Below are 17191 nucleotides of genomic sequence, written 5' to 3' on the forward strand. Positions count from 1 at the left end.
ACAACCCCGCGCTATTGTGGCCAGAAACAAAACCGGAACGCAATAGGAAATATTGCGATATAGTTTGCCAAAATGACAAAACGCGGCCCGTTTCCGAGCCTCGCCATTGTTTTTACTTTGGTTTCAAGAACATTTTACCAGAGTGGTAAAATTTACTTTGCTGCTATCGCGCTGCCTGCCAGTATCTTTGAAAGCCTTGCGGCCCATTTTTCCAGCGCCTCGGCCTTGGCCCTATCGAGGCTGGCGCGCATGTAGACGCCCGCCACGCCCGGTATGGCATGGTTCAAAACCCCCTCGATGGTCATATGGTCGACGCCGAGTTCCTGCATTTCTGAGGCAACGGTGCGGCGAAGATCATGATGCCGCCAGCCGGTAACGCCGCAAGCCGTATCGAGGTCGGCTTTCAGCCGCGAAAACCCTGAAATCTTGCCGCCGCTTACGCCCTCGAAAACCAGCTTGCGGGCCTCGCCCTTGCCAATTGTTTCCAAGGCCAAGGCGGGCAACTTCAGCCGCTGTTCGCGGCCCGCCTTTGTCGACTCCTCCTCGATCTTCCAGCGCCCGTCCAAGATATCGCCATGGAGAAGGCTTGCCGCCTCGTCGCGCCGCTGCCCGGTTACAAGCAGAAAGCGAACCATGCGCCCGTAGTTTTTCGCCGCGTCCCCGCGCGTGCCTTCCATCTCGCCAGCCGCCTTCCAGATTTTGCGGATTTCCGCATGCGTCAGAACCCGCTTGCGCTTCGTTACCGGCTGGATTTTCAGAACGTCGGGAACCGGGTTTGTGGGAACCAAGTCCTCGGCGCTGGCCCAACGCCAGACCGGCCCCGCGTAGCGCAGGAAGGCCGACGCCTGATGCGGCGCGCGCGCATGGATTTTATCTCTAACGACGCGCAATTCCGCTTTGCCGAACATGGCGGCGGGAATCCCGAAATGCGGTTTCAGGTCGTTGCGAAGCGTCCGCATGGCCAGCGGTAGCGACTTGATTTTCTCGCCCTTGGCGATCCGCATTTTCTCGTAATTGTTCAACAGCGTTTCAACCGTAAGCGCGTCCTTGGGATGAACGGCTTTTGGCGCTTGCTCTACCGGAACCCCCATTTCGGCGCGCGCCAGCGTATCGCGGGCGGCTTGGCGGGCGTCGGCAAGGCCCATGGAGGCGGAGTCTTTCGGCGCGTTTGCGATGAAATGACCGAGGACTCGCTTGAATTGCTTTCCGTTGGCGCGCCAGCGCAACAGCCACGATTTGCGGCGAACGCCAGCAACGAAATAGAGGCCCGGAACGTTTTGGTCGAGATACTCGCCCTGCGGCATTCCAGGCAGTCCCTTGGCGGATAAAATAACCTTGCTCATGGAGGCCCCTTGGAGTTTTACGGCGCGTTTACGGCGCGCTTAGGCCTTATATAGGATATTTAAGCATAGTATGCAATAATGAACAAAGTCAATGAAAACAGCAAGATAGCGTTTGTTAAGTGGTTGATAGTATTGATATGGCCGCTGACTCTTAATCAGCGGGTCCACGGTTCGAGCCCGTGATCACCCACCAAAACTTCTCCTAAAGCGCTGATTATCTGCGTTGAAGCGTACATTTCTCTGTCTGTGTTTCCCTCCTGCATCATAGCTCAAGCGACGATTTGCAGCGAAATTGTTCAGGACGTTTCGTTTGACTTGAGGCAAGGGGTTCATCCGCTGACCCAATCACGGTCGCGCTTCGCTAAAAATTCGGGCAGGTTCTTGATTTCTGAAGTGGGAACAACGGTAAAGCCAGATTTTTCAAGCGTTTGCTTTAGCTCTTCCGGTGTAATGTTGTTCGCAGTGGTCCAGACACCGGTGATGTTTCCTTGTGTCTTAAGTTCCTTAGCAGCCGCAAGTTGCTTGGTTGCTTCAGTTGAGGCTTTGATCGACGCGATTGCTTGATCACGAACCGCGACCTGCTCCGACAATTCTTTGATTTGGTCTTCGGCGCGGAGAAGCTGAAGTTTGGCCCCGGAGACTTCCAGGACGACCTCGCTCCACTTGAACGTCGTCATAAGCACGACACCGAGGAACACGAAGATACCTCCGATCGCACCTACTTCCTTCGCGCTAAAGCGATGATACTTGTTCACCGGCGCAAACACGAGCAGTGCTCCAACAATAGCGCATGCTATACTGAGAGCAGTAACGATGTAGATGTTCATGGCTTCCCCCCAGGTTGCGAAAGCGTAAATTTTAGCGCTTTTCGCGCACAACTTCGACAATCCATTCGGAGTAGTGCTCGATCCCGCTGGTCGCGTTGAAAGTCGCACCGAGCGGGCAGTATAGCGCGCAACCGCCAGCTGTGGCTCATCCGCAACAGGCCTGCCTTTCAGTCATGCGCCCGCAGATTGCCCTCTTGCCTGGAGAGTAATCCTGTGTAATTTTTGCCAAATCGGAGCTCAAACTAGAGGAGGCATACGATGAATATCAATTTTGTTCAGATGCGCACCTCTGGTGGAATGGTTCGCTCGCCACGACGAGTGTGCCGTAATCCTGTGCATTACTTCGGCGCATAAGCGCGTCCTGAGTTCCGCCTTTTGGTATCTTCCATTTTGACTTGATGTGACCGGTTGCCGGAATGTAGTTCCGTGTCCGCGCGCATCCATAATCTAGAGGACCCGACCGCTTCGAGCGGCGGGAAAAATCATGCGCGAATTGCAATTGACCACCGCTGGCGCCTTGCCGGCGATCATGGACGACCTGTTTCGAACCTTCGGTTTCCGCCGCACGGTCGGCGCTTTCCTCGTTGCTGCCTGGCGGCGTCAGCGGACGCTCAACCAGCTCAGCCACCTCTCCGATCGCATGCTGCGCGACATCGGTGCCGAGGAGGAGGGAGTGAAAAAGCCGGAGATCGCCGACATCTCGCTCTGGCAGATGCCGGTCGGTTATCCCGTGACAAGACACAACTGAGGCCCGCGTCAGCGGGCCTCAGGCTGCAATGCGACCGGTGGCCGATGACCTCGGCTCACCGGCCGGCGCGGTTGGCGGCGCAGCCATGCCGGATCATCGCTGCGGCAAGGTTTGCTCGCTCCTTGCCGGTCGCCGTGACCTTTGCAGCCGCCATCTCCCCGCACCAGCCGGCATCAAGAACGTCTTCCGGGATGTGCGGAATGCAGGACGAGAGAAGCAGCAGAAAAGAGAGGAAGACGACGCGCATTTGGAAATCGTGGGCGGGCCTCGTATTCATAGCGCTGGTTGCGTGAAGGTCGGGTATGGAAAGCAAGCCGCCCACGTCCTGATCGCAAGATCCGCCGTCTCCGGCGCGTGAAGGTTGCCTCGCACAACCGGATTGCCGGTTTTCCCTGATTATATCGGCGACTGCGCTTGCCCGCTTTGCTCAATTAGCTATGACGGTAAAGAAGCCGGAGCGGGGCGAGGCCCGTATTCCATCCGGCGCTTGGGTGGAAGTACGGCACCGATGACGGATACCAGGAATATTATCGACGCGCGCAACTGCAGCGACGAGGCCCTGCAGGCGATCGGCTCCGATGTGTTGATCGTCGGATCCGGGGCTGCTGCCTGCGCCATGGCGACGCGGCTCTTGGCCGAGGGTTTGAAGGTCACGCTGCTTGAAACCGGTGACAATCTCGTCAACTCCGACAGCTCGCCCTTCTTCGAGATCGATAACCAGGAGCCGTTCGGGCTTTCCTTCCAGATCGGCGGGGCGACGAACCTCTGGTCCGGGCGCGTCGCGCCGCTTGAAGACGCCGACCTGACGTCCGGCAACGACTGGCCGCTGGAGCGCGCCGAGCTCGATGGTTACTACAAGCAGGCGCTGGAACTGCTGCAATTGAAGCCGATCGGCGATATCGACCGCGTGCCGGCCTATGACGGCGCCTCGGCGCCGTGGCGGGATTTCGTCTCCGACCCGGCCGTTTCCGTCAAGCGCTTTCAGTGGAGCCGTCCGGCCTTCAACGGGCAGGACTACCTGAAGGCACTTGCGGGCAAGAACCCCGATCTCACCATCGTCTATAGTTGCCGCGTGCTGCAGGTGGTCCCCAACGCGGCGGGCGATCGCGTCGGCGCGGTGCGGGCGGCGATCGGCGAGGGGCGGGTCGTGGAGCTTTCCGCCCCCGATTTCGTGCTTTGCGCCGGCGGGCTTGAAAATCCCCGCATCATGCTGAACAGCCGCCAGGGCGCGTTTCTGGCAAACGACAATATCGGTCGCTTCTTTTCCACCCATCCGAAGGCGAATGTCGGGCGCATCCATCTGTTCAAGACGGTGAAGACGGCAGGGCCGCTGTTCAGCGACCACAAGAGTGGCAGCAGCTCGCTGCGCTTCGGTGTGGGCGTGCGCAAGGATCGGAAGCAGGGCCAGCTCAACCATTATGTCCAGTTTTCGCCGCGCTTCGAATCGATCGGGCTGAAGCTTCTCGAACATGCCCAGCATGTGGTTGCAGCCGGTGAGGGGGGCGATCGCCCGCAATCGACCTTGCGCCGCCGCCTGACCTCGGCTCTGGCCGTCGTCGGCCAGGTCGCCTTCAACGTCATCGGCAAGATGGGGTTGCTCGGGCCGGGCGGCTCGATCCTGGTCGTGCGCGGCTTCTTCGATCAGCATCCCAATGCCGAGCACAGGGTGGAGCTCAGCGAAGCGCGCGATCCCCATGGTCTGCCGAAGGGTGTCGTACGCTGGTCGCTGACCGAGGAGGACCAGGCGTCGATCCGCGATTTTCTCGACGACCTCTCCGGGCTTCTCCAGCGCCACAATATCGGCAAGCTGATCACGACGCTGCCGCCGGCGGGCAAGCCCTGGGATATCACCGGCATCCATTCCCATTTCATGGGAACGACGCGCATGGGGCGCTCGGCCGACATGTCGGTCATCGATCGCGATGGCCGTGTGCACGGGGTCGACAACCTCTATGCGGCAGGCGCTTCGGTCTTCACTTCCTACGGCTATGCCAACCCCGTGCTGACAGTCATGGCGCTTGCAATATTGACAGCCGATAAGATATGCCAGCGCCACAAAACAAAGGCGGGTGCTCCATGACGGAAACGACTTCCCCGGAACTGAGCGGAAAAGAACAGCGCGCGAAACGCACGCGCTGGCAGAAGCTCTCACGGAAAAACTACTTTGGGGGCAAGCTTTCGACGAAGAACCTCGTCCGGCTGTGCCAGGAAAATGCTTCGAACAAGCGCACGATCATCGTGCACACCGAAGACGTTGACTATACTGAGTTTTTCCCGAACTCGTTCCTGGTGTCGAAGTCCGATCGCAAGAATGCCGACCTCGTCGTCGACACGCACTATCACCTCGACGCTATCGAGAGCGAAAGCTACGACATCGTGCTCTGCACCGGTCTGCTCGAGCATGTTCCCGATCCGCAGCGGCTGATCGACGACATGCGCCGGATCCTGAAGCCGAACGGCAAGCTGATCATTTCCGCCTCCGCGGTGTTCTCCTTCCACGAGGGGCCCGAGAACTATTTCCACTTCACGCCGTTTTCGTTCAAGTTGCTGTTCAAGGATTGGAGCGAGATCGAGGACCTGCGCGGCTCGAGCATGCCGTTCGAAACGATCGGCATCCTGATGCAGCGCATCCTGTTGCAGTGCGACGTGTTTCCGCTGGCGCGCCCGTTCATCGAGCTCATGGCGCGCTCGGCCCGGTTCTTCGACGTCTTCATTACCCAGCAATACGACACCACGTGGAAGTACACCGACGATCACAAGATCGATTCGATGATGCCATCCAATATCCAGGCCGTAGTGAGGAAATAACGCGGGCTCTGCCCCGCGGCGACGGGGCATAGCCTGTCGCCGCCTCGCCTTTGCAAGCTTGAGAAAAAAGATCACCCACGGACGTTGTCCGTGGGTGATTGCGTTTTCAGCGCTGGGCGCTATCGCTCGGCTACTGGCTCGTCGCAGGCTGGGTCGTGGACGGCTGCGTGGTCGCAGGCTGCGTCGTCGACTGGTCAGTCGTTGCCGGCTGCTGGGTCGTCGCTGGCTGCTCGGTCGTTGCCGGCTGTGTCGTCGTTGTCGCCGGCGCCGTCTCAGTTGCCTGCTGGTTGGCTGCCGGTTGGAGATAGACGACGGCAAGAATAATGAGCACGACCACAACCAGGATACCGATGAGTGTGTTTCGATTCATGCAGGCTTCTCCTCAGGTTAAGTGCCTTAGACCTGTAAATGGAGCAGTTGGTCGAATTATCAACGGGCGAGTTCGCGGGTCGGTTGAAAAAGGCCTTCCGCGGCCGCACCTGGCGGAATTTGCCTGAGGAACGGGGCGCAGCAGTGCATTTCACCGCCTCGCGGAGGCTATGAGACGATCAAGGCATTCGCCAGGTGTAGCGTCAAACGTTCGCCGGCTATCGACCGCCTTCGTTGTGGGCCTTTGGCACGGGAGTGATGAAGCCGAGCCGCAGCAATTGCTGCGATCCGCCGAACTTCATTGAGGAATCGGAGAAGAGTTGCAGCGCGCCGGTGCTCGACAGCGCATCCGTCATCTTCGCATAGGCCGCCGAACCATCGAAATACTGTCCGTCGGCGACCGCGTCGTTGATGACCTTCTGGTAGTCGGCGAAGAACTTGAAGTGCAAAAGCGCGCCCAGGATCGTCGAAAAGTTGCGCTGGTAGGGGAGCGGCTGGTGGATGCTGGGGCCGAAGCGACAGTCCTCGTCCCAATAGATCAGCGGGTACTTGATCAGTTCCAGGTCCGATTCGAATTCGCGGTGGCGGGCGCCGCCCTTGATGGTGATGGCGCGCTTCGTCGTCGCCAGCGCATAGCCGCGGCCGTCGAAGTGATCGGCGACGTCCCAGGGCGCGCTGGTCTTCAACTGATCGATGTCGGCGGCCCCGAGATCGACCGGGTACATGTCCAGCATCGGCGCCGGCAGGCGCGAGATCTTCAGGTCCTCCAGCGCGTGGATGACCGACCACAGCGTGCGGTTCTCGCAATCGTCATAGATCAGGAACTCGTCGGAATCGACGTTCACGTACCAGCGTTCGCCACCGTAGAGGGCAAACAGCGATTCTCTCCAGGCGCGTCCGCGCCGGGCATCCTTGTAGCGGACCGAGGATGCCCACAGGTCGACGTCCGGCTGACAGAGCAGATAGTCGCGCGTGCCGTCGGTCGAGGCATCGTCGACACAGATGAAGCGCGTGATCCCCAGCGACCGGTAGTGGGCGAGGAAGCCGGGCATGAGCTTGGCGTCGTTGCGCGTCAGGAAGATCAGCGGCAGATCATCTGGATAGAGCGACGTCTGCCCCTGGGGACTGACACAGCGCAGATCGACCGCATGGTTCATCCTGCGCTCACGCCGCTCGACCTTGGTCGTCTCATACCAGGTCGCGATGCGATCGAAGAGGCTGCGATCCGCGATCGTTTCGGCATCGGATCGATTCTCGAAGGGATAAGCGATATCGGTCATGCTCAATCTGACATCTGTCATAAATAATATAATCCCGGACTAAATGAAAAGCACAGGCGTGGCAATCCATACGATCGCAGTGGGATATGGGGAGCGAAAACCCCTGTGTCGAGTAGCCCGCACACGTGGAGCGCGGCCGGGCGCTACAGTTTCCGCGCGTATCCTTCAACCGGCGATGGCGGCATAGGAGCGGGTCGGCGCGGGGATGCTTTCCGATGCCGCGGCGTTTTTCCGAAACTTTTCGCCCGCTGCGCGGTTTCTCCTTCATCCATGTTCGCGCGGATGCGCAAGAAGTGGAGGAGGCAGACATGACGAATACGATAAGCAAGCTTTTGTTGGCGGCCATGGTGGCCGCGGGCTCGGTCAGCGCAATGCCCGCCATTGCGCCGGCGCAGGGTCTCGACCTCTATATCGGTCCGGAGCGCGACTATGACGGCGGCGACTACCGTCGCGAGCGGCGTTATTACGACGACGAAGACTATGTCCGTCCGCGAGGCTGCAGTCCCGGCCAGGCCTTGCGCCGCGCCTATCGCGCCGGTCTGCGCGATCCGGAAATTGCTTCGATGGGCCGCAACCGGATCGTCGTCGAAGGCGAAACCCGACGCGGCCGATATGCCCGGATCTATCTGGCGAACCGCAGCGGCTGCCCGCGAATCGGATAGGCGTTCGTGGTCCCGATTAAAGCATGACGGCCTTGGCCGGCGGGTAACCGTTTTCCGGCGGCCGGCCGGAAGGGTGCTTTGGGAATAGTCGTTTCCCAGTCGCGGGCGATGGTGATAGGTCAGGGCCATGACCGCCTTGCCTCAAGCCGCCATGCCGATAACCGCTCTCGCCGAACTCGACGCCGTTCCGCTTGCCGAGCGGGGTTGTGGCAGCTGCACGCTCTGCTGTCGCCTGCCGGATATCGATGCGCTGGAAAAGCCGGCGAATGCCTGGTGTCGGCATTGCACGGGCACAGGATGCCGGATCTATGTGGACAGACCGCAGCTTTGTCGCGATTTTCTCTGTCTCTGGCGCACGGACGAGACGATGGGGAAGGTCTGGGAGCCCGCGCGCTCGCACATGATGATCTATCGCCAGGGGCCGCAGGTGACGGTTCTCGTTGACCCGGACCACCCCGACGCCTGGAAACGCGCGCCCTATGCGGCGACGCTTCAACGCTGGGCGCGCGACGGCGAGAATGGACAATATGTCATCGTCTTCGTCGGCGATGCGGTGTTCAAGGTCGATTGAGACCGGAGGCGAAGAAAGAAAGAGCCCCGCACGAGGGCGGGGCAAGCAGGCACCCAAAATGGCTCAGGGTGCGGGGAAGCGCAGTCCACAAAGAACGTACTGCGCGGTACGGAAGCTAACGCGCATGCGGCAGCCCGGGAAAGGCCGGATTCGGTGATTCTGGTACGCTTGCTAAAATAAAATGGCGCAGCCGCATGCGGGCGTGGCGGGGTGGCGCGTCTGACTTTCCCTTCGTCAGTCCCCATTTTCGGGCCATCGATTGACTTTGCCCGCCGGCGCTTCATTTCCGATCGGAGGAAACGACGGAGGCGATCATGTCAAAGGCGATGCTCACGCTCCTGTGCCTGGCGGTCCTTGTGCTCTCGGCCTGCGCCAACACGGCGCGCGGCTTTCGGCAGGACGGTGTCGAGACCGGCCACGCGCTGGATGATGCGACCCATCGCGTGCTGAAGTCGACATCGAAGTGACGCACCGGCGCGAGGCGCCGGTCGCCGAGGCCGGCTAGCGCAGCGGGGCGGTGCTGGCGCGCGCGGGGGCTTGGGCGCTGCTGAAGATTACCACGGCAAACAACAATACCCCGAGGAAGGCGACGATCGACGCAGCAGCGACGATGGGCTCGATCTCGGGCCTGCCTGTCGTCATCAGATAGAGCGACGGTGCGAGCACGGCGACGCCCGACGTGTAGACATAATACTGGATGAGCGCGAGCCGCCGCTCGGCCTTGGCGGGATTGAGCGCATAATAGATGCCGAAGATCGCCATCGTCACCCAGCCGAGCAGGTTCGTATGGGCGTGTGCCGGCGTTGCCGCGTGATCCTGGCTGATCGCCATGTGCAGGCCGATGCAGAGGCCAATGATCAGGAAAATGATTGCTGTCTTGAAATAGAGATGCGCAAGCCTTGGCATGGACCGTCTCCTCCGCGATGCCTTTCTAATTCATTAGCATGTTCGTAAATAAATGCAGACGGCCAATATTGGGCGCGTGACGGGGCGGGGCGGGCCCAAGCGGAGATCATGCAGGTCGGGCGGTGGCGGCGGCGAGTGCTGCGCGCTTGCGCGTCGCCATGCCGTCGAAGGCGGAAAGCCCCTGGCGCTGCAGATAGGCCGCTATCGCCGCCTCGATGCCGCGGTCGTTGCCGCCCTCCGTTTCCCAGAAGGCTTCGATTGCCGCAAAGAGGGCGGATTTGTCGAGCGGGGCGGTCATCGCAGGCCGGTTCCGAACTGCTGGCGGTGGTTGAGGGTGCCGTGGACGGCCTGGCGCAGGGGGGCGCGCTGCGTGCCGAAATCGGCGCACCAGCGTTCCCAGGCCTGCGATGTGCGCACGAAGGCGGGCACCTTGTGTTCCTCCTCGGGGCTCTGGTCGAAACCGTCTAGCCAGGCATCGGCGACGGTCTCGGTGACGTCTTCGCCGTGAAGCGCGTCGAGATCGAAGCGGATCAAGCGTTCCACATGCTCGCCATCGTGGACATTGAGCCAATCGGCTGCGGTTTTGTAGGTGGTTCCTGTCGTGTCGCTTTCGTCGCAGAAGGTGCCGGCGCCGAGCGTCATCAAGACGAGGATGATTTCACGGCGCTGGAGGAAGGGGGCGGCGGTCATCGCCGTCGCGGCGCCGGCGGAGATCGCATCGGGCATCGTTCACCTCGTCTGTTTAAGGTGCGTGCTGGAACACCCTTCTCGGGTTTCCTGTCGGCCCCTCCGGTTGTGTTGCTGCTCAATATAGGAAAAATCCTATTTCCTAGTCAATAGGAAAAGCACTACCGGCAGGAAGCGTCCTGCTCAACTTGTCGATGGCGCATTATTTGTTCTTGTTTTGTTCGGGTGATTGCGGCACGGTGAGGGCGCCATTTCAGGTGGCGGAAAGGGAGCATGGAATGATCACCTACTTCGTCGTTCAGAGCTTCACACTCGGGAGCCGCGGCGCGTTTCTCGCCGACGATCCGGTGCAGGCGACCGGACCCGAGCATGCCCGCAGGCTGGCCGAGAGGCTGGTGGCGACCAAGGTCGGGGTGATCGCCTTCAGCCGTTCAGGCGACCTGGCGACCGGTGAGTTCGAGGATGCGACGGTGCTCTTTACGATCGGCGACCTGCCCACGGACATCGAAGAGGCGATGGCAGCGTGACGACCGCCGGAGCCAGGATGCGTCGGCCTGGTCCGTAACGGTCGGATCTGTGAGTGGTCGCAAAAAGCACTCTCCGCATGGGGGCCACTCAAATTTACTGGTCACGACCTGAGGGCTCCGTGATAATGTCGTCGCTCAACGTTGGGAGGGAGGCGTGAAATGATGTCCGTCGACAGTCGTCCAGCCCGCGCGCCGTCTACCGGTCAATTCTGGTCTCCGCCCATTCCGGTTGACGACGTCGAGTTGAGCCCCACGCTCCTGCGACAGATCAACTTTTGCGACGACAGGCGCGAATTTCGGGCCTATGTCGTGCAGGTATTTGCCGATCTTGCCGGGCCTCCAGAAGCCGTGTTCGAGCTTGCGTTCAATCGCAGGAGCAAGCGCGCCTGCGCCATTTTAGAGGCGGTTGGGGCGACTGACCTTGGTGGTTCCGGTGACAGGGTCGTCGCTGCGACCGATCCGATCTGGGTGGTCGCAAACAGTCCTCGGTCAGCGATCGATGCTGCGTTTCAGGCCTTGGTCGATCGGTGTTCCGACTAAGGCAACTCACGCAACGGGTGTGGTTGTCTTGCGGTGGCGGTGAGAGAGAAATCAAACACTTGGAGCATGTCGCGCAAAAGTGCACAGCGGTTTTGCAGTTACGACATGCGTTAAATCAACAACTTAAAGCGCACCGAGCGAATCTGAAAGATCGCGACGCGCTTGAGAGCGCGACGAGCGGCACGGAAGATTGCGGCGCGCCTCAAGGCGCGACTGCCCGGGCGATCCCGATCGGATTGCGCCTCAATCCCTCTGAAGCCCTGTGATTGTTTGCCGTGCGCGCCTGCCTACCGCGCGCTGTATTTGCCGACGACCCGGTGGCAGAAGGACCATTCGACCCGGCTCTCGGTGAACTCCAGGTAGGGGTTGTACTGCCTGAGGGTCCATTCGCGGTCGTTGAACGAGACCAGCCGCTTGATGATCGCTTCGGCATCATTGGCGGGGGGCACGTGGTAAAGCACCACATCCTTGTCGCGCGCCGGCGGCAGGTGCGGGTGCACGAGCGCCATGTCGCCGGGCTCATAGGCCGGGATCATCGAGCTGCCGGTGAGGTAGATGCCGTAGGCGCCCTTGACGCCTTCGAGCACCGAGGGGCGCTTGACATATTCGACCGCATCGAAGGTGACGATCACGTGCCCGTCGCCGCCCTGGGCGGCGGCAAAGATCGGCAGGTCCCGATGGCCGACGAGCTGCTCGCCGGGCACGATCTGCGGCGCGAAGCCAGGCGCACGCTTTGGGGCGGCTTCGCCGGCGGCAGCCCCCGTTATCAGCTCGACGATCGCGCGGGCGTCGCGCTCGCGCAGTTCCCGCGGCGTCTCCCGTTCCACGAACTGCTGGATATAGGCATGGTTCTTCCCGATCGCGATCGACAGATCCTTGTAGGTCGTCTTCTTCGCGTCGACTGCTTCCCGGATGAGGTGGCGCAATTCGTCCATGGCACTGGCATCCCAGATTCCGTTTCCGTCGTCCAATAGGATTTTTCCTCTTGATGGCAATAAGAAATCCTACTATGAATAGGATGTCAACGGAAATGAGCGGCAGAAACCGCTGCAACGTCCGTCATGGCGCCAACAGGGCCGGGGAGCGGACTGGATGTGGATGATCGATCCGTTTCAGTCGACGCCGGTCGGGGGCGCAATCGAGGATCGATCGCCGCATTCCGTGCGGTGATCCAGGCGAGAGGCCGTCGTTTCCTCCCCGGCGACCTCTCGCTTTTCCAATCGATACCGGCGAGCCGGCGCATGATTTGCCACGCGGGGCCGATGCCGGTCTGCGGCCGGCGACGTGCGCGCAGTCGGTGTCGTGGCAGCCGGCGCGCCCACGATGCGTGCCGGCTGCTGCAAGGCAGCGGGCTGCGGCCGTCGCGGCGCCTCCCTTCGTGGGGGCGTGGTGCGCGGTGGGGTCGGACGGAAAGACGACCGGCTCTCCACCTGAGGGGTGGCTGGACGTCTTGGCCGGCGGCCGACTTGGCCGACGACGGGGAGAACAATCGGAAGCGGGCGCGCGACAGGCGCGACGGAATGGCTGTGCCGAAGGGGACGGTCAAACGGGGAAGGCATGGGAAAACGGCATGGATGATGATGATCTGAACGAAGGGGCGCCGGGAAGGCGCGGGTTCTTGAACGCGGACGCAGCACTAAGGCCGCCTGTGACCGGGCTGGTTTGTTCCAAAGCTGCGTTTCGACGTGGCCGTGGGGCGGAGCGCCGTGTTTCCCGGCAGCCGGCGAGGGCTTAGGCGCATGCGTATCACCGCCATTGTCGAGGCCCTGGTTCAATCGGGCGCATCGCCCGAGATGATCCTTTCTGCCGTACGCGCCGCCGAGGCGGGCCACGTGTCCGAGATCGAGCGTCGCCGGGCGAGTGACCGCGAGCGGCAGCAGCGCCGCCGCGCCCGCGTGACGTCACGCGATGTCACGGTGACGGCTGACGGTGCCCTCTCTGATAAAGAAAGCTCCCCCGCACCCCCTAAAGAAACTAACTCTCCCGACCCGAATCCGGGTGGGGACGGCGACCGGCCGATCCGCACTGCGGCGCTTGCGGCAGGTTCCAGGCGGAGTGGCCGGGCGATGCGTCTGCCCGAAGATTTCGAGCCCGACTGGGCCTTTGCCGGCGGCCTCGGCTTCGCCCGGGCCGAGGCAAGCGTCGAGTTCGACAAGTTCCGCGACTACTGGCGCGCCAAGTCCGGACGCGACGCGAGCAAGCTCGACTGGGCCGCAACCTGGCGGAACTGGATGCGCAACGCCGGCGGCCGAGGGCCGGGCGGCGCCGGGCGGGGCCGTCGCGGCCATCACCCGCAAGCACCGCCGCAGGAGACCGCCTTTGCCCGCCATCAGCGGGAATGCCGACAGACAATTGCAAATGAACTCAATGGAAACGAACGCAGCGGAAACGAGAACAATGACCTATTCAGAGATGATGATTTCGCCGGCGGAGGCCCGGCTTTCGACCTTGGACCGGGAGATTACCGCGCTCACTGAGCGGCTGGCCTCAGTCACCGAGGCGGCGGTTCTGCGCAGCCTCGACGCGATGCAGACCGCCGGCATGACCATGCCCCCGACGATCGAGCCGAGGAAGATCGTTGCAGTCTACCACTATGCGCTTTCGGGCGTGCCGAGCTCGGGGCTTTCGGCAGCGACGCAAAAACTGATCCGCGGCGACTATGCCGCCAATCCGAACGTGCTTCTCGGCACGATCCCCAAACCGCCGGTGCTGGCAGCGCTCGCCAAGGCGGAGGTGCTGGGCCTCAGGGCGGATCTTGCCCGCAAACGCGAGATGGTTGCCGCGCTGACACCGCGCCCGGCAGACGATCGCCGATCGGCGGCAAGCCGCAGCCGGGTGCGCGCACTGGTCCAAGGTTTTCATCAGGCGCATGCGGCGGCAAAGGCCGGGCGGAACGGGGCTTCCCTGGGAGGACCGGCAGAAGGCGCAAGCGTCCTGACCGAATGGAGTGCTGCCGACATGCGCCCCGATGACACGCCCGCGCAAAATCCGGCGGCGCATAGCGCATTTCGCGACGGCCGCGTGGCGGGCGCCGAGCTTGCAGATCTCAATCCATCCGTTTCGAGGGAGGCTTCCCATGCGGCCTGAAGGCAATGATTTCACGACAACACGGGCACCGGATGGCGCCTCGGACAGGCTTGCGGCAACGATGCCGGCTGAGGCCGACGAGGCGGGCGCTGCTGCGGCAAAACCGGCGACGCTCGACGATCTCGTCGGCGTTGTCGCCGTTCAGGTGCGGGCGCAGGCGAGCCGGATACTCGAACTGGAACTGGCGCTCGCCGACGCCGAAGCGCGCATCCTTTCGCAGGCGCGGCTGATCTGCGGCGCGACGGCTGAGGCCAACAGCGATCTGTTCGAACGGCGCCCGGTGCGCGCGATCATCGAGGAGGTGCTTGGCGCCTATCCCGGCGTCCGTTTCGAGGAGATCATCGGGGTTGGCCGCGAGCGGCGGCTTGTCGAACCGCGACACCGCTGCATGACCGCCGTCTACGACGAGCGCCCGGATCTTTCGCTGCCGGCGCTGGGGCGGATCTTTCGGCGCGATCACACCTCGGTGCTGCATGCCGTCAACAAGCGCGAGCCCGGTGACATCAGGCAGCGAGGACGGGCGCACCGGCCGGGTCGGCCGCTTGCCGATGGCTGCGCCGACGGGACCGGCGCACCGGCACTTTGACTTCCCGACGAATTTCGACCCCGGCCGGCGCTGCGGACAGGCGCGGCGGGCAAGGGCATCTGGCGATTGCAAAAGGAGAAGAGACCATGACATCCAAGGCAGAGCGCATCCGCATCAAGCGCGCCAGCCGGGCGGGCCGGCCGCGCAAGGCCAATGTGGCGCGCTATCCCGGCGGGCAGATCAAGCACGGCGAGAGCGAGCGGGAGGTCTGCTCCGTGGCGCTGGAGGCGCGCCGGCGCATGCATTTTGCCGGCAGGCGCGACGCAGACGTCGCCAGCGCCTTTGCCGGCTACACGCTTGGCCGCATGTTCCTCGACGGCAAGCTGACCGCGCATGAGCGCGAGGCCGGCGACGAATACGGCCGGCAGATGGCGCGCTATTACAGCCTCACCGGCATTCCTTTCCCGAGCGTGCGGGCGCAGTCGCTCTTCGACGTGAAGGGCTTTGCCGGCGAAACCAGCGCCGAGCGCGCCCGCAGCGCCCGCCAGGCGGCAAACCGGATGATGGAACTCGAAGGTGTGCTGCTGAAGCTCAAGGACGGGCCGGAGGTGAAGACCACGGTCTTCAACGTCTGCATCATGGACTACGAGATGCTGCGCACCATGCCCGAGCCGCAGCTCGCCTGGCTGAAGCGCGGGCTGACCGAACTGCACTGGCATCTGGGGCTGTCGCGGGAGAAGGAGGCGGGCTGAGCCCGTTTCCGGACCGGTCGACGACGCGGCCATCAACGGTAATTCTCCGGGGAAGTGGAGAGGTTGCCGTTGACCGCTCAGGTAGCAGGTCGGCCGACGGGTGGAGTTGTTCCTTGAAAAGCGGTGGTCGCGCTGCGGGCCGATGCTTTGGCGTTTCTCAGCCACCGGCTGGCCAGGCGGCGAGCAGGGTGATGCCGAATTTGGGCGCTGCCGCGCGCAGGCGGTCAAGCTCTTGCGGCGTCGGCGGCCTGGCCGCTTCGCCGGGCCGGAGCTCGCGGCCGGCTTCCTCCAGGAACCGGTCGAAAATGGCCGGCGTGCCGATGAGAAGATAGCGTGCCGGCCGGCGGCTGGCATTCAACAGCTGATGAGGCACGCCGCGCGCGAGAAAGATGCTCTGGCCCGCAGTCAGCCGGCGCGGGGTGCCGTCGACGACGGCGGTCATTTCTCCCTCCAGCATGTGGATGGTTTCATCGTCGTTCGCGTGCACATGAACAGGCGTTTGCGTGTCGCCGCCACTCACGTTTTCGAACAGGCAGAATTGGCCCTTGGTGTCATGGCCCGAGAGCAGCCGCTTCATGGCCGTGCCGGCAAGGACGAAGGTCTTCGGTTCACTGTTGCGCATCGCAATATCCTCTCGAAACTTGCTGCAGCGGTTTGCCCGCTCGCGCTCGTCGTGGTCAGGATCTTCGCATGCATCGGCGGCGACATGAGGACGATCCAGTCAGGACGCCAGTGTGGCCGCGATCCCGAGGCCTCGACGTCGCCGGAGGAGACGGTCGATCGAGGCGCGGGACCGCACAAGGCGAGGGGGCCTGCCGGAACGGCGTGGCTGCGGCCTTTTGCGAGGAAGGGTTGTATGGCAGCTTGGCGCAGTCTTTGCAGTTCCCACAGTCGTTTTTGCGAGAGAGGCCATGTCATTGGATATAAGACAGCGGATGCGGAAGGTGCTCGAGGCGGAAGCTGCGGCCATTCTTGCCGTGGAAGTCGATGAGCATTTCGAGGAGGCGGCGCGCGTCATCCTGGAATGCCAAGGGAAAATTCTCACCACCGGCATCGGCAAGGCCGGGCACATAGCCAAGAAGTTTGCGGCCACGCTGTGTTCCACTGGTACGCCTGCGGTCTACCTGCATCCGGCAGAGGCGGCCCATGGCGACCTGGGCATCGTTGGCCGAAACGACGTGATGATCGCATTTTCGACCAGCGGCAAATCACGCGAAGTGCTGGAGATTATCGAACTTTCCAGTCACCTCGGCGTGACGAGGCACATCGGCGTGACATCCCATCCGGACTCATCCCTTCGCGATTGCTGCGACATCATCGTCAACATGGGAGACGTCGAGGAGACGGGATGCCCGATCGGCATGACGCCCACGTCCAGCATTGCCGTGATGCTGGCCGTCAGCGACGCGATCGCGATGGCCGTCATGGAAAGCAGGGGGTTCAGCAGACGCGAATACGGAGCGCGCCATCACGGCGGTTACCTCGGCCGCCTGGCACGTCTCGACAACGTTTAGCGCGGTCACGGCCGTATCGGGTTTTGCTCGCGGACAATGCGGGC

General features: G+C 62.3%; 23 protein-coding genes. 13 read left to right on the forward strand and 10 right to left on the reverse strand.

Features of this window, described 5'->3' with window-relative positions; translation table 11 throughout:
- Positions 1-152: 152 nt before the first annotated feature.
- Together XB14_RS06210 and XB14_RS06220 are read right to left on the reverse strand one after the other, a co-directional pair.
- Positions 153-1343, reverse strand: a complete 1191-nt coding sequence (locus tag XB14_RS06210; RefSeq protein WP_077960781.1) for a tyrosine-type recombinase/integrase — start codon at positions 1341-1343, stop codon at positions 153-155.
- A gap of 329 nt (positions 1344-1672) precedes the next feature.
- Positions 1673-2170, reverse strand: a complete 498-nt coding sequence (locus XB14_RS06220; RefSeq protein ID WP_077960782.1) for a hypothetical protein — start codon at positions 2168-2170, stop codon at positions 1673-1675.
- Between the two features lie 484 nt (positions 2171-2654).
- On the opposite strand from XB14_RS06220, the gene XB14_RS06225 reads away from it, so the two are divergent.
- A complete protein-coding gene (locus XB14_RS06225; protein WP_077960783.1) occupies positions 2655-2918 on the forward strand; it encodes a DUF1127 domain-containing protein in 264 nt (87 codons plus the stop codon).
- Positions 2919-2973: 55 nt separating this feature from the next.
- Here XB14_RS06225 and XB14_RS06230 read toward each other — a convergent pair whose 3' ends face one another.
- On the reverse strand, positions 2974-3165 hold the full coding sequence (locus tag XB14_RS06230; protein ID WP_077960784.1) for a hypothetical protein: 192 nt from the start codon (positions 3163-3165) through the stop codon (positions 2974-2976).
- A 261-nt stretch (positions 3166-3426) separates the two neighbouring features.
- Between XB14_RS06230 and XB14_RS06235 the strand changes: the two genes are divergently transcribed.
- Positions 3427-4998 carry a GMC oxidoreductase gene (locus XB14_RS06235; RefSeq protein WP_077960785.1) on the forward strand — a complete coding sequence of 524 codons (1572 nt, stop codon included), beginning with the start codon at positions 3427-3429 and terminating at the stop codon, positions 4996-4998.
- A complete protein-coding gene (locus tag XB14_RS06240; RefSeq protein WP_158664978.1) occupies positions 4995-5726 on the forward strand; it encodes a class I SAM-dependent methyltransferase in 732 nt (243 codons plus the stop codon). The genes XB14_RS06235 and XB14_RS06240 overlap by 4 nt, the downstream gene beginning before the upstream one ends.
- A gap of 130 nt (positions 5727-5856) precedes the next feature.
- On the opposite strand, the gene XB14_RS06245 is transcribed toward XB14_RS06240, so the two are convergent.
- Together XB14_RS06245 and XB14_RS06250 are read right to left on the reverse strand one after the other, a co-directional pair.
- Positions 5857-6096: a hypothetical protein gene (locus tag XB14_RS06245; RefSeq protein ID WP_077960787.1), complete on the reverse strand. Its 240-nt coding sequence runs from the start codon at positions 6094-6096 to the stop codon at positions 5857-5859.
- 217 nt (positions 6097-6313) lie between these two features.
- On the reverse strand, positions 6314-7300 hold the full coding sequence (locus tag XB14_RS06250; RefSeq protein ID WP_077961901.1) for a glycosyltransferase family 2 protein: 987 nt from the start codon (positions 7298-7300) through the stop codon (positions 6314-6316).
- A gap of 383 nt (positions 7301-7683) precedes the next feature.
- Between XB14_RS06250 and XB14_RS06255 the strand changes: the two genes are divergently transcribed.
- The 3 genes from XB14_RS06255 to XB14_RS06265 all read left to right on the forward strand — a co-directional run bounded on the left by XB14_RS06255 (position 7684) and on the right by XB14_RS06265 (position 9075).
- Entirely contained in the window at positions 7684-8037 is a 354-nt protein-coding gene (locus XB14_RS06255) for a hypothetical protein (protein ID WP_077961902.1), read from the forward strand.
- 127 nt (positions 8038-8164) lie between these two features.
- Positions 8165-8608, forward strand: coding sequence for a hypothetical protein (locus XB14_RS06260; protein WP_234803982.1), 444 nt, complete (start codon positions 8165-8167; stop codon positions 8606-8608).
- A 314-nt stretch (positions 8609-8922) separates the two neighbouring features.
- Positions 8923-9075 (forward strand): entericidin, encoded by a 153-nt coding sequence (locus tag XB14_RS06265; RefSeq protein ID WP_077960788.1) that lies wholly within the window; start codon positions 8923-8925, stop codon positions 9073-9075.
- Positions 9076-9109: 34 nt separating this feature from the next.
- On the opposite strand, the gene XB14_RS06270 is transcribed toward XB14_RS06265, so the two are convergent.
- The 3 genes from XB14_RS06270 to XB14_RS06280 form a co-directional block, all read right to left on the reverse strand.
- Positions 9110-9514, reverse strand: coding sequence for a hypothetical protein (locus XB14_RS06270; protein WP_077960789.1), 405 nt, complete (start codon positions 9512-9514; stop codon positions 9110-9112).
- A 106-nt stretch (positions 9515-9620) separates the two neighbouring features.
- On the reverse strand, positions 9621-9812 hold the full coding sequence (locus XB14_RS06275; RefSeq protein WP_077960790.1) for a hypothetical protein: 192 nt from the start codon (positions 9810-9812) through the stop codon (positions 9621-9623).
- Positions 9809-10240: a hypothetical protein gene (locus tag XB14_RS06280; RefSeq protein ID WP_077960791.1), complete on the reverse strand. Its 432-nt coding sequence runs from the start codon at positions 10238-10240 to the stop codon at positions 9809-9811. The genes XB14_RS06275 and XB14_RS06280 overlap by 4 nt, the downstream gene beginning before the upstream one ends.
- Positions 10241-10479: 239 nt before the next feature.
- Between XB14_RS06280 and XB14_RS06285 the strand changes: the two genes are divergently transcribed.
- Positions 10480-10728 carry a hypothetical protein gene (locus XB14_RS06285; protein WP_077960792.1) on the forward strand — a complete coding sequence of 83 codons (249 nt, stop codon included), beginning with the start codon at positions 10480-10482 and terminating at the stop codon, positions 10726-10728.
- A gap of 159 nt (positions 10729-10887) precedes the next feature.
- Positions 10888-11268, forward strand: coding sequence for a hypothetical protein (locus XB14_RS06290; RefSeq protein ID WP_077960793.1), 381 nt, complete (start codon positions 10888-10890; stop codon positions 11266-11268).
- Positions 11269-11555: 287 nt separating this feature from the next.
- On the opposite strand, the gene XB14_RS06295 is transcribed toward XB14_RS06290, so the two are convergent.
- Positions 11556-12203, reverse strand: a complete 648-nt coding sequence (locus XB14_RS06295) for a S24 family peptidase (RefSeq protein ID WP_077961904.1) — start codon at positions 12201-12203, stop codon at positions 11556-11558.
- Between the two features lie 804 nt (positions 12204-13007).
- On the opposite strand from XB14_RS06295, the gene XB14_RS32530 reads away from it, so the two are divergent.
- The 4 genes from XB14_RS32530 (at position 13008) to XB14_RS06310 (ending at position 15633) form a co-directional block, all read left to right on the forward strand.
- Positions 13008-13745: a hypothetical protein gene (locus XB14_RS32530; RefSeq protein WP_143348254.1), complete on the forward strand. Its 738-nt coding sequence runs from the start codon at positions 13008-13010 to the stop codon at positions 13743-13745.
- Positions 13666-14355, forward strand: a complete 690-nt coding sequence (locus XB14_RS32535) for a hypothetical protein (RefSeq protein WP_143348255.1) — start codon at positions 13666-13668, stop codon at positions 14353-14355. Before XB14_RS32530 ends, XB14_RS32535 begins: the two co-directional genes overlap by 80 nt.
- Positions 14345-14941: a helix-turn-helix domain-containing protein gene (locus XB14_RS06305; RefSeq protein WP_179119546.1), complete on the forward strand. Its 597-nt coding sequence runs from the start codon at positions 14345-14347 to the stop codon at positions 14939-14941. Before XB14_RS32535 ends, XB14_RS06305 begins: the two co-directional genes overlap by 11 nt.
- A gap of 86 nt (positions 14942-15027) precedes the next feature.
- Complete coding sequence (locus tag XB14_RS06310; RefSeq protein WP_077960796.1) at positions 15028-15633, forward strand: hypothetical protein; 606 nt, start codon at positions 15028-15030, stop codon at positions 15631-15633.
- Positions 15634-15790: 157 nt separating this feature from the next.
- Here the strand turns inward: XB14_RS06310 and XB14_RS06315 are convergent, their stop codons facing one another.
- The gene (locus tag XB14_RS06315) at positions 15791-16255 is read right to left on the reverse strand and encodes a cupin domain-containing protein (protein WP_077960797.1); all 465 of its coding nucleotides are present in this window, start codon (positions 16253-16255) and stop codon (positions 15791-15793) included.
- A gap of 313 nt (positions 16256-16568) precedes the next feature.
- Between XB14_RS06315 and XB14_RS06320 the strand changes: the two genes are divergently transcribed.
- Positions 16569-17147 (forward strand): SIS domain-containing protein, encoded by a 579-nt coding sequence (locus XB14_RS06320; protein ID WP_077960798.1) that lies wholly within the window; start codon positions 16569-16571, stop codon positions 17145-17147.
- Positions 17148-17191 lie beyond the last annotated feature (44 nt).

The sequence above is a fragment of the Ensifer adhaerens genome (assembly GCF_002007205.1).
Lineage (GTDB): Bacteria > Pseudomonadota > Alphaproteobacteria > Rhizobiales > Rhizobiaceae > Ensifer > Ensifer adhaerens_D.

Bases quoted from the DNA above. Each gene is read 5' to 3' on its own strand.
- XB14_RS32530 (WP_143348254.1), top strand. From the start codon at position 13,008: ATGCGTATCACCGCCATTGTCGAGGCCCTGGTTCAATCGGGCGCATCG.
- XB14_RS06265 (WP_077960788.1), top strand. From the start codon at position 8,923: ATGTCAAAGGCGATGCTCACGCTCCTGTGCCTGGCGGTCCTTGTGCTC.
- XB14_RS06230 (WP_077960784.1), bottom strand. From the start codon at position 3,165: ATGCGCGTCGTCTTCCTCTCTTTTCTGCTGCTTCTCTCGTCCTGCATT.
- XB14_RS06290 (WP_077960793.1), top strand. From the start codon at position 10,888: ATGATGTCCGTCGACAGTCGTCCAGCCCGCGCGCCGTCTACCGGTCAA.
- XB14_RS32535 (WP_143348255.1), top strand. From the start codon at position 13,666: ATGACCTATTCAGAGATGATGATTTCGCCGGCGGAGGCCCGGCTTTCG.
- XB14_RS06240 (WP_158664978.1), top strand. From the start codon at position 4,995: ATGACGGAAACGACTTCCCCGGAACTGAGCGGAAAAGAACAGCGCGCG.
- XB14_RS06275 (WP_077960790.1), bottom strand. From the start codon at position 9,812: ATGACCGCCCCGCTCGACAAATCCGCCCTCTTTGCGGCAATCGAAGCC.
- XB14_RS06225 (WP_077960783.1), top strand. From the start codon at position 2,655: ATGCGCGAATTGCAATTGACCACCGCTGGCGCCTTGCCGGCGATCATG.
- XB14_RS06220 (WP_077960782.1), bottom strand. From the start codon at position 2,170: ATGAACATCTACATCGTTACTGCTCTCAGTATAGCATGCGCTATTGTT.
- XB14_RS06310 (WP_077960796.1), top strand. From the start codon at position 15,028: ATGACATCCAAGGCAGAGCGCATCCGCATCAAGCGCGCCAGCCGGGCG.
- XB14_RS06295 (WP_077961904.1), bottom strand. From the start codon at position 12,203: ATGGACGAATTGCGCCACCTCATCCGGGAAGCAGTCGACGCGAAGAAG.
- XB14_RS06235 (WP_077960785.1), top strand. From the start codon at position 3,427: ATGACGGATACCAGGAATATTATCGACGCGCGCAACTGCAGCGACGAG.
- XB14_RS06255 (WP_077961902.1), top strand. From the start codon at position 7,684: ATGACGAATACGATAAGCAAGCTTTTGTTGGCGGCCATGGTGGCCGCG.
- XB14_RS06260 (WP_234803982.1), top strand. From the start codon at position 8,165: ATGACCGCCTTGCCTCAAGCCGCCATGCCGATAACCGCTCTCGCCGAA.
- XB14_RS06245 (WP_077960787.1), bottom strand. From the start codon at position 6,096: ATGAATCGAAACACACTCATCGGTATCCTGGTTGTGGTCGTGCTCATT.
- XB14_RS06270 (WP_077960789.1), bottom strand. From the start codon at position 9,514: ATGCCAAGGCTTGCGCATCTCTATTTCAAGACAGCAATCATTTTCCTG.
- XB14_RS06305 (WP_179119546.1), top strand. From the start codon at position 14,345: ATGCGGCCTGAAGGCAATGATTTCACGACAACACGGGCACCGGATGGC.
- XB14_RS06285 (WP_077960792.1), top strand. From the start codon at position 10,480: ATGATCACCTACTTCGTCGTTCAGAGCTTCACACTCGGGAGCCGCGGC.
- XB14_RS06320 (WP_077960798.1), top strand. From the start codon at position 16,569: ATGCGGAAGGTGCTCGAGGCGGAAGCTGCGGCCATTCTTGCCGTGGAA.
- XB14_RS06210 (WP_077960781.1), bottom strand. From the start codon at position 1,343: ATGAGCAAGGTTATTTTATCCGCCAAGGGACTGCCTGGAATGCCGCAG.
- XB14_RS06280 (WP_077960791.1), bottom strand. From the start codon at position 10,240: ATGCCCGATGCGATCTCCGCCGGCGCCGCGACGGCGATGACCGCCGCC.
- XB14_RS06315 (WP_077960797.1), bottom strand. From the start codon at position 16,255: ATGCGCAACAGTGAACCGAAGACCTTCGTCCTTGCCGGCACGGCCATG.